The 14,200-nt window shown below is 67.6% G+C and carries 12 protein-coding genes; 9 read left to right on the top strand and 3 right to left on the bottom strand.

The genetic code is table 11. From position 1 onward, the window contains the following. Positions 1 to 21 precede the first annotated feature (21 nt). Positions 22 to 2,442 carry a tetratricopeptide repeat protein gene (locus tag KA712_06630; GenBank protein ID MCG5052618.1) on the top strand — a complete coding sequence of 807 codons (2,421 nt, stop codon included), beginning with the start codon at positions 22 to 24 and terminating at the stop codon, positions 2,440 to 2,442. A gap of 21 nt (positions 2,443 to 2,463) precedes the next feature. On the opposite strand, the gene KA712_06625 is transcribed toward KA712_06630, so the two are convergent. Further along, on the bottom strand, positions 2,464 to 4,263 hold the full coding sequence (locus KA712_06625) for a hypothetical protein (GenBank protein ID MCG5052617.1): 1,800 nt from the start codon (positions 4,261 to 4,263) through the stop codon (positions 2,464 to 2,466). Between the two features lie 167 nt (positions 4,264 to 4,430). Between KA712_06625 and argC the strand changes: the two genes are divergently transcribed. Further along, on the top strand, positions 4,431 to 5,426 hold the full coding sequence (gene argC / locus KA712_06620) for an N-acetyl-gamma-glutamyl-phosphate reductase (protein ID MCG5052616.1): 996 nt from the start codon (positions 4,431 to 4,433) through the stop codon (positions 5,424 to 5,426). 1 nt (position 5,427) lies between these two features. On the opposite strand, the gene KA712_06615 is transcribed toward argC, so the two are convergent. Then, entirely contained in the window at positions 5,428 to 6,276 is an 849-nt protein-coding gene (locus KA712_06615) for a hypothetical protein (protein ID MCG5052615.1), read from the bottom strand. Next, the gene (locus tag KA712_06610) at positions 6,273 to 6,878 is read right to left on the bottom strand and encodes a hypothetical protein (protein ID MCG5052614.1); all 606 of its coding nucleotides are present in this window, start codon (positions 6,876 to 6,878) and stop codon (positions 6,273 to 6,275) included. Before KA712_06610 ends, KA712_06615 begins: the two co-directional genes overlap by 4 nt. Before the next feature lie 156 nt (positions 6,879 to 7,034). Between KA712_06610 and KA712_06605 the strand changes: the two genes are divergently transcribed. The 7 genes from KA712_06605 (at position 7,035) to KA712_06575 (ending at position 14,200) form a co-directional block, all read left to right on the top strand. Then, positions 7,035 to 8,648 carry a serine/threonine protein kinase gene (locus KA712_06605; GenBank protein ID MCG5052613.1) on the top strand — a complete coding sequence of 538 codons (1,614 nt, stop codon included), beginning with the start codon at positions 7,035 to 7,037 and terminating at the stop codon, positions 8,646 to 8,648. 7 nt (positions 8,649 to 8,655) lie between these two features. Beyond that, positions 8,656 to 9,471: an acetylglutamate kinase gene (argB, locus tag KA712_06600; protein MCG5052612.1), complete on the top strand. Its 816-nt coding sequence runs from the start codon at positions 8,656 to 8,658 to the stop codon at positions 9,469 to 9,471. A 208-nt stretch (positions 9,472 to 9,679) separates the two neighbouring features. Further along, positions 9,680 to 11,377, top strand: a complete 1,698-nt coding sequence (locus KA712_06595) for a sigma 54-interacting transcriptional regulator (protein ID MCG5052611.1) — start codon at positions 9,680 to 9,682, stop codon at positions 11,375 to 11,377. 96 nt (positions 11,378 to 11,473) lie between these two features. Beyond that, positions 11,474 to 11,794: a hypothetical protein gene (locus tag KA712_06590; GenBank protein MCG5052610.1), complete on the top strand. Its 321-nt coding sequence runs from the start codon at positions 11,474 to 11,476 to the stop codon at positions 11,792 to 11,794. Positions 11,795 to 11,887: 93 nt separating this feature from the next. Beyond that, positions 11,888 to 12,982, top strand: coding sequence for a hypothetical protein (locus KA712_06585; protein ID MCG5052609.1), 1,095 nt, complete (start codon positions 11,888 to 11,890; stop codon positions 12,980 to 12,982). 46 nt (positions 12,983 to 13,028) lie between these two features. Continuing rightward, positions 13,029 to 13,790 carry a CDP-alcohol phosphatidyltransferase family protein gene (locus KA712_06580; protein MCG5052608.1) on the top strand — a complete coding sequence of 254 codons (762 nt, stop codon included), beginning with the start codon at positions 13,029 to 13,031 and terminating at the stop codon, positions 13,788 to 13,790. Then, positions 13,787 to 14,200 (top strand): hypothetical protein, encoded by a 414-nt coding sequence (locus KA712_06575; GenBank protein ID MCG5052607.1) that lies wholly within the window; start codon positions 13,787 to 13,789, stop codon positions 14,198 to 14,200. Before KA712_06580 ends, KA712_06575 begins: the two co-directional genes overlap by 4 nt.

Below are 14,200 nucleotides of genomic sequence, written 5' to 3'. Positions count from 1 at the left end.
CAAGGTCGTAGGCTTTCACGGGTGCGCCGAACCCTTTCGTCCTCTCACCCCCTGCTGACCTACCTGCTCGCAACGGTCTTGGGCGGCGTCGCGGCCCCCGCAAGTGCCACGGGAGCGAAGGCCCGCGAAGCAGCCCCGGGCATCGACAAGGTTTGGCTCAACCCCTATTTCCGTGCGGGCGCACCGGCGAACGCCGCCGCGCTCTACCGCCTGGACGATTACCGCGGAGCCGTGAGTGCGTTTGATGCCGCACTGGCACACATGAAGGACGGCCATCCGGAGGCGCTTCCAAGCCGATTCCTCCGCGCGCTGGCCCTGACGGAGGCCGGACAGTCCGCAGCGGCTGCGACCGCCTTCGAGGGCCTGCACGCAGACTACCCTCTTCTAGCGGACTACCACGCATACCACGCCGCCCGCGCGCACCTGCGCGCAGGCAACGCAGCGGCTGCCCTCGCGTGGGTCGAGCGGGTGGACCCGCAGGCGGTGTCGGACGCCGAATCGCAACTCGTCGCGCTCGAGGCGCTCGAGCGGCTCGAGCAATGGGAGCAGCTCGAGGCCAAAGCCGAGACCTTCTTGCGCAAGTACGAAAAAGGCCCCCGACGCGCCGAAGCCCGCTTTCGCTTCGCCACGGCTCTCGAGAAGCGCGGCCGCCCTGCGTCGGAGGTGATTCCCCAGTACCGGATGATATGGAGTCTGGCGCCCCTGGAGGCCTGGGCACGCCGAGCCGAGGACAGGATCAAAAGCCTCGTGCCTTCACTTCCCCCCGAGGCCGCACACCTCGGCAGCCCCTCGCCCGAAGATTGGTTCGAGCGCGCCAAACAGCTGCACGAGAAGAACCAGAACGGTGAGGCCGAGCCCGCCTTTGCAGAAGCCCTCAAGAGCGGAAAGGACGGCAAAGGTGGCCTGAAGGATCCGACCAGCGTATGCGAAGCCCGCTATCTCCGGGCGCAGGCCGTCTTCAAACAGCGGCAACGTCCCCTGGCCTCGGCACTTTACGACGAAGCCGAGGCCTATTGCCGCGCGGCAGGAAACGAAGATCTGGTCGTCAAGGCGCTCTACCAAGGCGCCCGTTGCCGTGCGAGCGCGGGAGACCGAGACACGGCGCTCGCCAAGTACGCCATCGTCGAAAAGGAATTTCCTGCCCACAGCTACGCCGACGACGCCCGCGTCCGGGCGGCCGAACTGCTGCAGGACAGTGGCGATACGGAAGGCGCGCGCCTGATGTTGGAAGCGGTCCCCAAGCGCTACGCGGAAGGCGATATGTTGGGAGAATCTCTTTTTCGCTTGGCCTTCGCCACCTATGACGGCAAGGACTACGAAAAGGCGCTGCACTGGCTCGACGAGAACCTACGGCTCATCCCGCGCGAAACGATGTGGTTTGCTGAAGGGCGCGCCCTCTACTGGAAGGGGCGAATTTATCAGCGGCAAGGCCGTATGGCAGAGTGCCGCGCCGCCTTCGAAGCCGCGATCCGAACCTACCCGCTTTCGTACTACGCACTGTTGGCCTTCAGCCGCTTGCGCGAACTCTTTCCAAAGGTCGCGCGCGAACTCGTCAGTGAGCTTCACGCGAGTCTCGGCGACGATCCCTGGCCCGTCGCGTTTGGCCACAGCCCCGTCTACGCAACCCCCGGCTTTGCACGTGCCGTGGAGCTGGCGCGTTTGGGGCTGGGCGCGGAGGCCCGGCGCGAGCTGGCGCGCCTGGATCTAGCGGAAGCGGGGAACGAAGGTGAACGCGCGGAAGGGGTGTCCCTGCGTGAACGCGCGCTGTGGCTGTCGGCCGTCCTGCTCGACCGGGGTCGGGTGTGGAACGCCTCTCACGCGATCCCCCGGTATACGCTGACGGACTACAAGCGGGAACACCCGCAGGGCGCGCGGGCCGCAGCCTGGCGTTTGTCGTACCCGCGTGCCTTTCCCGAGTACGTGGCCACCCACTCCACGGCCAACGACGTACCCCAGTTTCTGCAACTGGCGATCATGCGCGAGGAAAGCGCGTTTTCTCCCACCATCGAGTCCTTTGCCAACGCCATCGGCCTCACACAGATGCTGGTCAAGACAGCCCAGCGCTTCTCCGACCGCCCCGTCACGCGAGAGACGCTGCTCGACCCCGCCCAGAACATCGCGCTCGGCTCACGTTTCCTTGGCTTCTTGCTCACCCATTTCAACCGCACCGTTCCCCTCACGATCTCGGGCTACAACGCAGGCGAAGGTGCCGTGGATCGGTGGCTCGCCGAGCGGGGAAGCCGCCCGCTCGACGAATTCATCGAAATGATCCCCTATGACGAGACCCGTGGGTATACCAAGCGCGTGCTCTCAACCTACTTCACGTATACATGGCTTTATGGGACCGGCGATCCAGTGCCCCGGCTTTCGTTTTCCTTGGCGCCGGTCACGAAGAAGGGTTCCGTGAGCCGGAGCGCACGACGGCCCAAGGCGCGTCGATGACGGCCCCGCAGGGGTTGAGGCTCAGTCGTTCGCGCCAAGCGCCTGATCGTCGACCCGGACCTTGACGGACGCCTTGCCGAGCACGATCTCGGGGCTTTCGATCACAGTGCGGCCGAAGAGGCGATGAAGCTGTGCCCTTCGGGTCTCGTGGGCCGGTATCAACGTGTCGAGCGCGGAAGGAGGCAAGGCGCCAAGCGCTTCTCCCCGAAGCGCCGCGCCGGTCTCGGGAAGCGTGACGCTCACCACCAGCTGGCCCGCCGTGTAGTACGTGCCAAACGAGGCGATGAGATCGGCCAGGCTCTCGGGCTTCGGCACGAACGGCGTCACGGTGGCACCGCTCGCCACCTCGATGTCCACCGTGCGGCCCTCGATTCGATGAGGCAGGGCGATGCTGACCGTCCGCCAGGTGTCGCGCCCGCCGAAAGGACGCAACAGCACCCGAAGGTCGAGCGGTTTGCCCGCGCGGACCGGACGCCGCGGGATCTGGACCCCCACGATCTCCAGCGTGTCGCGTTTGTACGTCACGTTGGCCTCGATCGACAGCGCGCGCAGGTCGACGCGGCCAAAGGGGTTGTCGAGCAGCGCCTTGAACGCCTTGAACCCCTGCGTGGCAGACAACAGCCGCGGCGACAACCCCGCCGTGGAAAACGCCTGATCGCGCAAAACGACCTGCTTGCCACCGCCGAGCTCGATCTTCGTGGTCAGATCCACCACCATGTCCACCGGATCGTGTTCACTCACGGACACGGCACTCGACGTCACCACGGAGACCAAGAGCGGCGTCAGGGCGTCGTTCTTGGCGATGTCCACGAAGAAGGGGCGAGGGTTCTCTCCCGCCCGGGTCACGCTGACGGACAGAGGAACACGCGGCGCCTTTTCGCCCAGCTGCCCCACGATGGCGGCGCCCCGATCCTGGCGCAACGCCCCTACCTCGCCGAGGGGAGAGGCCAACTTGAAGGCATTGGCCAGGTTCGGCATGATGGCGTGGATCTCGGCGCCGACCATCGGCAGATCCACCTGGCCCGCTCTCATCATGGGGTGGCCGAAGGCCAGCACGGTGTTGCCCTCGACGTACGTCACGGTCCCCGTGGCCGTCACGGACATGTCTCCCCGCACGAGCTCGACACCTACCGACCCACCAGGCACGATGGCAGGCACGATCTCGGGCCGCCCTGTCCCGCCTCCGCCTCCGGCGCTCACGGGCATCAGCCCCAGGTCGGAAAACGCCTCCCGCACATCGTCGATCGCCTCGGGGGCCACGCCCGAGAACGCAAGCGGCACGCCGACGGGAACGAGCTGCGCTTGCCCCAGCAGGGGCTGCGACGCCCGCGCGCCCGCGGCACCGCGGTCCGTGGCGAGGCTTGGCATCGCGGGGGGACGCAAGGGGCGTTGACCGTCCTCCAACATGGCCTCGATGGGTGTCACCCCCGCGAGAGGCTCCTTGGAGAAGGCCCACGCATAGGCCAACGCGCCCACCACCTTGCCGTCGATGTAAATCGGGCTGCCGCTCATGCCGGCCGCGACCCCCGTGTGTTCGACCCTCGGATCCTCGACGCGCATCAGGATGACCGACTGGCGCGGCAAAAAATTGCGAAGCACCGAGACCACCTTGACCTTGAAGCGCTCCGGTGTGACGCCCTGGAAGACCGTGAGCCCGTAGCCTTCCATGCCGGGCTTCACGTCGGCGAGCGGCATGATGGGCTCGCCTGAGGGCTTGCGGACTGCGGGCTTCTCAGCGGCGCGGGCAGACCTGACGGTCCGGGACAGAAGCAGCGGTGCCAGGGCGATACACGACAGGAGAGCCAAGCGACCTCGGAACATCGATCTCAGCACGCCTCGAGCCTGAGCGGCTCCCCGAGCACTGTCAACGTGAACTGGCTCGTTTCGTGCGCATGGCCACCTGCAAAGCGTAGACTTCGAGAGTGAAGATCACGCAGAAGGCCTTCAAGGCAGCCGTCATCGGCGGTAGTGGCTACGGCGGCGCGGAGATGATTCGGCGGTTGCTCATGCACCCTCACGTCGAGCTCGTGCGCGTGGCTTCGGCTGACCACGTCGGTGAACTCTTGGGGGCGGTTCACCTACCCCTCACGGGCCGAACGAACTTGCGCTTCGAGAACGTGACACCCGCCGTGGCAGCCCAGGGTTGCGACGTCGTGCTGCTGGGTTTGCCCCACAAGATCTCCGCGCGCGTCGCGCCCGACCTGCTCGCGCTGGGTGTGCGCATCGTCGACATGTCGGGCGATTTTCGGCTGAGCCGCGCCGAAGACTACGAAGCCTACTATGGCGGTCCCCACCCTCACCCCGAGTTACTGGGACGCTTCGTCTACGGCTTGCCGGAACTCAATCGGGGGCGCATCGCCTCGGCCGAGGCGGTGGCCTCCCCGGGATGTTTTGCGACCTCGATCGAGCTTGCGCTCCTGCCTCTCGCACGGGCGGGCTGGTTGACGGGCGCGGTGGCCGTGCAAGGCATCACGGGTTCCTCCGGCAGCGGGATCTCACCGTCGGCGGGCACGCACCACCCCACCCGCGCGGTGAACCTCAAGAGCTATAAACCCATGGCCCACCAACATACGCCCGAGGTGGAAGAGACCCTTCGCGCGGCGGGCGCGCGCGATTTCGAACTGCGCTTCGTGCCGGTCTCCGCCCCCCTGTCGCGCGGCATTCTGGTCACGGCGTTCGTGGAGCTACCCGACGACATCTCGGACGAGGCGCTTCGCAAGGCTTACACGGACAGCTACGCCAACGAGCCGTTCGTGCGCTTCCTCGAAGGACGCCTTCCGGAAGTCGCCGCCGTGGCCCACAGCAACTTCGCGGAGGTGGCGGTGGTGAGCGGGCCCGTGCGCAACGGCAGGCGGATGGTCTGCGCTCAGGCGGCGCTCGACAACCTCATCAAGGGGGGCGCGGGTCAAGCGATTCAGAACATGAACCTGATGTTGGGCGTCGACGAAGGCACGTCGCTCGAGGACAGCGGACCCTGGCCGTGAATCACTGACAGGTGAGGGCGCGGGCGTCGCACTCTCGTTGCTCACAGGTGGTGTCCTGCCGATCGCAGGCGCCGTTGTCGCAGACGTACTGCGAAAGTACGCGCCCGTTCGACCCGCAGGTGGCAGAGCGGCAGCTCGTACCGTTCGCCGCGGGGGCACAGCGGCCGACGGGCTGCCCTGGCGCCTGGCAGGTAAAGCAGCTGCCGAAGCAGATCCGGTCGCAGCACACGTTGTCCCGACACGCCCCCGAGACGCAGTCCGTCCCCCCACCACAACTTTCACCCGCTTGCTTTTTCTCGGGAGAGGGCGAAATGCCCGAGCCTCCCGCGCCCCCACGTCCGCTCGCGCCTGCGTCGACCGGGGGAGCTGCGGCGTTCCCACCGGCCCCCCCGCCCTCCCCTCCCGTGGCGCCGTCCGGCACGCCGCCGTCGCCCGCCGCCGGCGCCCCCCCTTCAGCGCCGAGGAACCCCGGCATCAAGGTCACCACGGCCCCCACTTGGCGACCGGTCTGGGGCACCACCTCCGCCAGCCCGGAGGACACCACCTGCCCACCCCGTCGCCCGAAGACCAACACGCGGAGCCGAGGCGTCTCGGGCGCGGGGTAGATCACGAGATCGCCGAGAGTCACCGAGGTGCCGCTCGCGACGAGACGCGATACCGACTGTCGCACCTGAGTGCTGCTGCCCTCGTACAAGTCGATCTGCACCTCGTTCGGCCGCTCGAGCCCGGGAGCGTTCTTCACGGACAGCAACACGCTGGTCCCGGGGGTGTCCGCGCCGCCCCCACACGACAGGGCAAGCATCCCCCAAAGCAGGAAAGCCGGCAGTCCCCCCCGTACCGGAGCGTTCATAGCCTCAACTCTCCCCAGCTGCCGTTCGTGCGGCCTGGGTCACCACCCCCGCTCAGCGCCACGCCCACGACCACGCCGGCCGCGACCAAGGCCCCCAAGCCTGCCCAAAAGTACCAGCGTTGCACGAGGGGTGGAGGGGCGGGGGCCGCGCTCGCGTCGGCGTGCATGACGACCGGGGGCGCGGCCTGAAACGCAGGAGGGGCATCGGCTGCCGATGGCAGGGGCGGCCCGGACGTCGCCTTGAGGGCGTCTTCTTCGGCCAAGAGCGCGTCCACCTCCTTGACCATTTGTTCCGCCAAGCTCCGATCGGCGGGCTTCGGATCCGTCAACAGGAAGCGCTTGTAGGTCGCCAGCGCCTCCCGCATCTGCCCCAGTTTGCGCTGCGTGTGGGCCACGTTGAGAAGAAAGCGCGCCCGGTGAGACAGCTCGTAGCCCTGTTGAAAGGCGGTGAGTGCGTCCTCGTACCGGCCTTCCTTGAAAGCGAGGTCCCCGGTCGTGTACGCCTGCCGCGCGGCCTCGCGCTGCTCCGGCGACTCCGCCCACGCGGCACCCGCCCCCGCGAGACACATCAGAAACGCTGCGACAAGGACCGAGAACTTCATGGTGACATCCAACATCCAAAAAAGGAGGGCCATGCCCTGTGGCCCCCGCGGACCATCGGCAGATCCTCACTCTCGTTTGAGTCGTGGGTGCGTCGATGTAGCCGAAGCCCCGCCTCGCGGATTCGCGGAAAATCCGTTAGCGTTGAACATCTGGTGGTGGCAGCAGCAGTCAAGATGTCCGTTCAGCCCGAAAGGTACGGTCGCTACGTTCTGCTGGAAAAGATCGGCCAGGGCGGCATGGCGGAGGTGTTTCGCGCCGTGGCGCGCGGAACACAGGGGTTTCAGCGCGTGCTCGTCGTCAAGCGGATCTTGCCGGAGATGTCCCGGGATCCACGCTTCGTTCAGATGTTCATCGACGAAGCCAAGATCTGCGCGCTGATCTCGCATCCCAACGTCGTTCAGGTCTACGAGTTCGGTCGGCTCGCCGACACGCACTTCCTCACGATGGAATATGTGCACGGCCGTAACCTGAGCGCCGTGATGGAGAAGCTTGCCGTCGACAACGAACTGCCTCCTGCCGACGTGATCTGCGAAGTCGCTCGGCAAACGTGCTTGGGTTTGCATCACGCGCACATGATGACGGGAACCGACGGAAACCCCCTGCAGATCATCCACCGCGACGTCACCCCGGCCAACATCATGTTGGGCTTCAACGGCGCCGTGAAGGTGCTCGACTTCGGCATCGCGCGCGCGGCCGAGGAGGTGAAGGAAACGAAGACGCAGGCCGGGGCGGTCAAAGGCAAGGTGGCGTACCTCGCGCCCGAGCAAATCCACCGACGCCCCGTCGATCATCGCATCGACGTCTTCGCCCTGGGCGTGGTGCTCCACGAGTGCCTGACCGGCCAGCGGCTGTTCAAGGCGGACCACCCCCTGGCGGCGATGAAGGCGATCCTCGAGATGCCCGTGCCACCACCATCCAGCATCAATGCGGGTGTCACCCCCAAGGTGGATGCCATCGTCGCCAGGGCGCTCGCGCGTGACCCGGACCTCCGCTATTCAAGCTGCAAGGCGATGGCCTTGGACCTGGAGACGGCCTTGCACGAGATGCGCTACTTCAGCCAGAGGCTCCCGAACTTTCTTCGCGAACTCTTCAAGGACGAGGTCACCGAGAGCAAAGATCGCATTCTGCCCAAGGAGCTCTCGGCCATCTCGCTGGCGTTGGCCGAAGCCGAAGACGCCGCGGCGGCAAAGGGCCACGAAGACGCTCCGTTCGAGGACCCGCCGTCAGGGCGCGGAGTTCACGATCGCCATGACACCGCGTTGCCAGCGCGGACGAGCGCAATCTTGCTGCGGACGCTTCGCTGGGTGGGCCAAAGCCGAAGGAGAACGCTGGGGATGGGGCTCGGATTGGGCACGCTGCTGGCTCTGTGGGCCTTCGGCGTTTCGAGACGAGCGGCCCCCGGGGCGGCGCCCCCGCCCGCATCGGTCATCCCCGCGGCCCCGCCGCCTCCCGCAGAGCCTCTGCTTGCCCCCACCACGCAGATCTCGGTGGACTCCTTTCCTCAGGGCGCAGACATCGTGGATACACAGGGCACTCTGCTTGGTACGACGCCGCATACCCTCTCGCTCGACCGCAGCGCCAGCCCGCTCGACCTCACCCTGCGCCTCGAGGGCTTCGAGAGCGCCCAGCTCCGGGTGATCCCCGATATCGACAAACCCGTGTTCGCCAAGCTCGAGGCGCTGCCCGTGAAGGCGAAAGCGGCCCGACGGCCGTCGCCAGGCCAGCGGCGGCGCGCGTCAGCCATGCCTCTCGACCCCTTCGCAGAGTGAGGCGACCATGGGCTGCATCGTCGTCAAACTGGGCGGAGACGTTTTGGCGGACGGCGTGCGGACCGTCGTGGCAGAGGACATCGCCCGCGCGGTGGCTGAACACCCGCAACATCGTTTTGGGCTCGTCCACGGAGGAGGCCCCCAGGTGACCGCTCTTGCGCGCCGGCTTGGCGTCGACACGCAGACGGTGGCGGGGCGCAGGGTCACGGACGCCGGCACCCTGGAGGTGCTCACCATGGTCGTGGCGGGCCAGTTGAACGTCCAGCTCTGCGCCGCTTTGCTAAGGGCAGGGGCGCGGCCCGTGGGTTTGCACGCGGGCAGCGGGGCCGTCCGGGCGGGGAAGCGGCCTCCGCGCGTCATCTCGGGAGGGCCCCCGGGCCCCGTCGATCTCGGGCTCGTTGGTGACGTGGTGGGCTTCGATCTGGCGCTCCTCGAGACCCTGTGGGGCGACGGACGCCTGCCGGTGCTCTCCTGCCTGGGCTACGCCTCCGCTGGTGAAGCGCCCGTTCTGAACCTCAACGCCGACCTCGTCGCCAGCCGCCTCGCCGAAGCGCTCGCCGCGCCCACGTTCGTGGCGGTGTCGGGCGTCGGTGGCCTACGAAAGGACGCCAGCGATCCCGCAAGTCGCCTCAGTCACCTCACCGTAGCCGAGGCCCAGGCGGCCATCGCCAGCGGGTCGGTCACGGGCGGCATGATCCCCAAGCTCGAGGAAGCCTTCGTCCCCCTCGGGGCGGGAGTCGGGGCGTTTCACATCGTGGGTCCCGGGGAAGTGAGAGCGGCCCTGGGCTCTCCCGGATCGGTGGGCACCCTGCTTTCGCCCTGAGGACGGTGAGGGACAGTCCCTCGCAGGGGCGTAAGTGGGGCTGCAGGGGCTCAGGTGCGACGCCAGTCTACACCGTTGCCGATAGGCCCATATGGCCCCCTACGCAGGCCTACGTGCGTCCAGTTTCCCCCCCACGAAACGGGCCATCGAAAAGCGACCAGCGCGCCTTTCGGACGCGGAGATGAGCTGTCACTATGTGGCGGTTCTCATGACGTTCACGCGTACGATACCCATCCTGCCGCGCTCGGCGGAGGGCCGCGCGCTGCATCTTTTGGTCATGGGGCCCGACGCTTTCGAGACCCATGCCCTGCCGGGCTTGGGCACCGTGGTCATCGGGAGGGACCCGGAGGCCGACGTGGTGCTGCTCGACCCGCAGTCGTCCCGGCGGCACGCCCAGGTTCACGTCACCGAGACCTTGTTCGAGATCGAAGACCTCGGGAGCTTCAACGGCACCTGGGTGCGGGAAGAAAAGCTCAAGCCTCACGTGCGGATGCGCATCTGGCCGGGGGAAGGATTCCGCATTGGCACCTTGATGCTCATGCTGCAAAGGCACCGTCCGCGGCTCGAAGCCCGCCGCGTGTGGCCCCACGGCCACTTCGAGGCGTTGTTGGCCTATCAGTGCGACCGTAGCCGCATGGCAGGGGGGGCGTTGGCTGTGGCCCGGGTGAGGGTCGACGAGCCCATCACCCCTGCCCGCTTCGCCGCCACGGTGTCCGCGACCCTCCAGCCCGCCGACTTGTTGGCTCTTTACGCAGCCAACGATTTCGAGATCTTGATGGTGGGTCGGGCCCCGGAGCTCGCCCGCCGCGCGCTCGAGCACATGAGCAAAGCGCTCGAAGCCGAGGGGTTCACCACCCGCACGGCCCTTGCCTGCCATCCCCAAGACGGACGCGACCCGGAGGCCCTCATGGCTGCCCTGCGGGACCGCATGCTGGGCATAGAGCGCGTCAGCATGGGCGGCGAACGGGTGCTGGTCGACAGCGAGGCGATGCGCATCACCTACAACATCGCGATGCGGGCGGCCGCGTCGAACATCAACGTGCTCATTCTCGGCGAGACCGGAAGCGGTAAAGAAGTGCTGGCCCGCTCGATTCACCGGGCCTCTCCCCGCTCCAAGGCGCCCATGGTCACGCTGAACTGCGCGGCCCTGCCGGAGACCCTGATGGAGAGCGAGCTCTTCGGGCACGAGCGGGGCGCCTTTACCAGCGCCGACTCCTCCAAGGTTGGCCTGCTGGCCTCCGCGCCCGGTGGCACCATCTTCCTCGACGAGGTGGGCGAGATGCCCTTGTCCACTCAGGCCAAGCTCCTCCGCGCCATCGAAGAAAAGGTCGTGGTGCCCGTGGGCGCCGTACGCCCGGTGCCCATCGACGTACGCTTCATCGCTGCCACCAACCGGCCTCTGGAAGAAGAGGTGAAGCAAGGCGGATTCCGCCCCGACCTCTTCTTCCGGCTCAATGGCATCAGCCTGACTTTGCCACCGCTGCGGGAGCGGGTGACGGAGATCCAGCCCTTCGCGCGCCTCTTCTTGTCTCAGGCCTGCGCCGAGATGGGCCGCACGGAACGTTTGCAGCTGTCGCCGCAAGCTCTCGAGTGGATGCAACGATACCCTTGGCCTGGCAACGTACGCGAGCTCCGCAACGTCATCGAAAGGGCCATCGTGCTCTGCGAAGGCGAGACCATCGGGCTCGAGCACCTGCCGGTCGAGCGGATGCGCGATCTCGACGTGAGCAGCGAGCCGATCGACATCCTGGGCGTGCCGGAAGGTGAGCGCAAGGAGCGCATCGTGCGCGCGCTCGACAGCTTCGCGGGAAACCAGACGCGTACGGCGGGATTCCTGGGGATCTCGCGAAAAACTCTGCTGACGCTGCTCGACCGCTACGGCATTCCGCGACCTCGGAAGCGCTGACGAACGCCGTCCTTCGCACGAGAGACGACGTGCGAAGGCGCTCCCGGCCGTTGGCGAACTTGCGGAACGCCGACGGCGTTTGATAGTTTGCCGCTCATGCTCGCATTTCGTCCGCGCACGATCGGCCGCTCCCTCGCGGGGCTCATCGGCTTGATGGTGACCGCTCTGTCAGTCGGCGCATGCGGCTCTTCCGACGAGCGTCGTGACCAGTTTTACGGTACGGACGCCGCAGCGGACTACACGGGACCCGATGGGGGGCTTTTCGAGGCCGGCGCCACGCCAAGCCAGGCCGATGCCGCGGCCGACGGCCCTGGCACTCCGGAAACCGATGCCCTTGGCGAGGGGACCTCGCCGAAGGATACGGCGGACCCCGCCGATGATACCCTCGACGCCGGCGACGCGGCCCCCGGCCTTTGACCTCAACTTTGCGACCCTCGGAGACTCCTCGTGCAAACTGCCCCATCTAACGCCCTGGAATGGGAAGGCGGATCTATCGATGATCTGATCCACATGCTCGCGGCACCCGCGTTGGCGGTTCGCGTCGAGGTGAGAACGCCTGCGGCCGGCAAGCCCCGCAAGGTAGGCGAAATTCACATGGTGGCGGGCGGCGTCCAGGAGACGATCGCCGGAGAGCTCCGCGGCGACGACGCCATGGAGCAGCTTCGCGGCGTGTCTCCCCTCAGCTTTCGGCTGCAGCCCCGGCTCCCCAATCCGGACGATGGCGGGCTCTTGATTCCGGGCCCCGGCGAGGGCACCTTGGCCGAGAGGCCCCCCGCCGAGCTCATGCGCTATTGCGAGCTTTACGTGCTCACGTGCGTGCTCGAGGTGTGGCGCGACACCGACAGGGCCTCGATCGAGTACAAAAAAGGCGACATCGGCAAAACCATCGTGAACGGCAGCGAGTCGTCGGATCGCCTGGCCGAGGTCATCAATTGGGATAGCGGTGGCTACCGCATCGTCCTGCCGGACCTGTCCTTGCCCGAGCCCCCCCGGCCCGTGCAGCGAGCGGCGCCGCAGCCGGCCAAGACCATGTTCGGCTATCCCGCGGCGGCCGTGACCGCGCCGCCCTCTCAACCCGTCGCCGTGCAGACGGCCTCGGTGCACGCCCGCGCGCCCCAGGCAGCGGCCGCCGAGGCGGCTCGCCCCACGCCCGTCAAGCCGGCGCCCGGGGTGGCCCCCGAACCCGCGCCCATGGCGTCTCCTCCACCCCGGATCGTGGCCCGCGAGCCAAAGTCCGAATCGAAACCGGCTTCGGTGCAGCTGCCCGTCGAAGCGGCGCCCGGCGCTGCGCCCCCGAGCCCTGCACCCGCCAAGGCGGAGAGCAAGACGGTCGAGGACCACAAACCCGAGGCGGCGCCGGCGAAGGAAGCCCCCCCGCCCGACCCGCGCAAGACGGAGTCTCGGAAGACCGAGTCCCGCAAGGCCAAGAAGAGCAAGCCTCCCGAAAAGCGCACCGACGACAAGCGTATCGAGGGGGCGGCGCCGGCCCCGATGGTGGCAGCACCTCCCAGGGAAGGCAGCATGTGGTCGGCCATTGGCCTTGGCTTGGTGGTGGGGCTGGCACTGGCAGGGGTTTATTGGCTCATTCGCGCCGTAGGCAATTGATCGTCCTTTCGGCGGCCCCGTCCGTTTGCTAGGGGGCTCGACGTTCATGTTCGCCGCGATCGCCGACGCTTACCGCCGAACCCGCAAGCCCGTTGATCTGGTCTTCAACCGCTACGTGGCACGGCCGCTCGCCGCGGTGCTCGTGGTGGCCGTTGCGAGCACCCGCCTGACCCCGAACCAACTGACGTTCGGCTCTCTTGGTCTTTTCGTGATCGCGGCAGCGGGCGTGGTGCTCCTGCCAAGTCACGAGGGCCTCATCGCCAGCGTGGCGCTGCTCGAGCTCTCCTATGTGGTCGACATGGCCGACGGTCAGCTGGCGCGGTATCGAGGCACCTCGTCTCCCGTGGGCGCCCACCTCGATTACATGGCCGACGAGCTCAAGGCCCTCCTGCTGGTCGCGGCGTGCGCCGTGCGGCTGTGGCAGCCTGCGAGCGAGCCCCGGTGGTTGCTCGAAGGGCTGCTCGGAGCGGTGACGGTCGCGACCGCGGTCACGCTGACCTCGTTTCTGAGGCGCCCCGAGGTGGTCAGCACCGCCGGCGCTCTCGCGGCCCCCGCAGCGGGCGACTATGGGCAGGGCCTGCCCACGACCCAAGGGCCCGTGCGCGGGAGCGGTCTGGCGCGGGCTGCCCGGGCCCTCGAGGCCGTGGGCAAGTTCGTGGTTCATTACCCGACCTACCTTTGGGCGGTGGCCCTGCTGGACCGCCTCGACCTTTTCCTGCATGCGTACATCTTCATGAATTTGGCCTACGCGGGCCGCTGCCTCCTACTCACCCTCTGGCGTCTCGGACGCCTCGCCCCCAAAACATGACCCCGGAATCTGGCACCGAATGGCTCGATCGCCTTTCCGCCGAGGACTGGCTCGCGGCCGCCCAGAACGAGCTCGCCCATAGCCGGGCGGCGCTCGAGCGGCGTGGCTACCGCCCCGGCATCACCCACGCCCGCCGTGCGGCCGGCATGGCTCTCAACGCGGTGCTCCGGCTCGCGTTCGACGCATCCTGGGGCCGCAGCTACATGGACCACGTGGTGGCGATCGCGAAGGACGACCAGCTCCCGCAGGTGGTGAAGGTGGCGGCCCAGACCCTGGTCCAGACGCCCCCAGCACCCCCGGAGTTGGTGCCTCTCGGGAGGCCGGACCTCGGCACGTGGGAGGCCGCGGCCGAAATCGTGGGCTGGGCACGAAACCGGGTTCAGACGCTACGCGCCGCCCGGACGTCGTGA

Source organism: Myxococcales bacterium (assembly GCA_022184915.1).
Lineage (GTDB): Bacteria > Myxococcota_A > Polyangia > Fen-1088 > Fen-1088 > JAGTJU01.
Note: the sequence above shows the minus strand (reverse complement) of the source record. Positions and strands in the feature narration are given on the sequence as shown.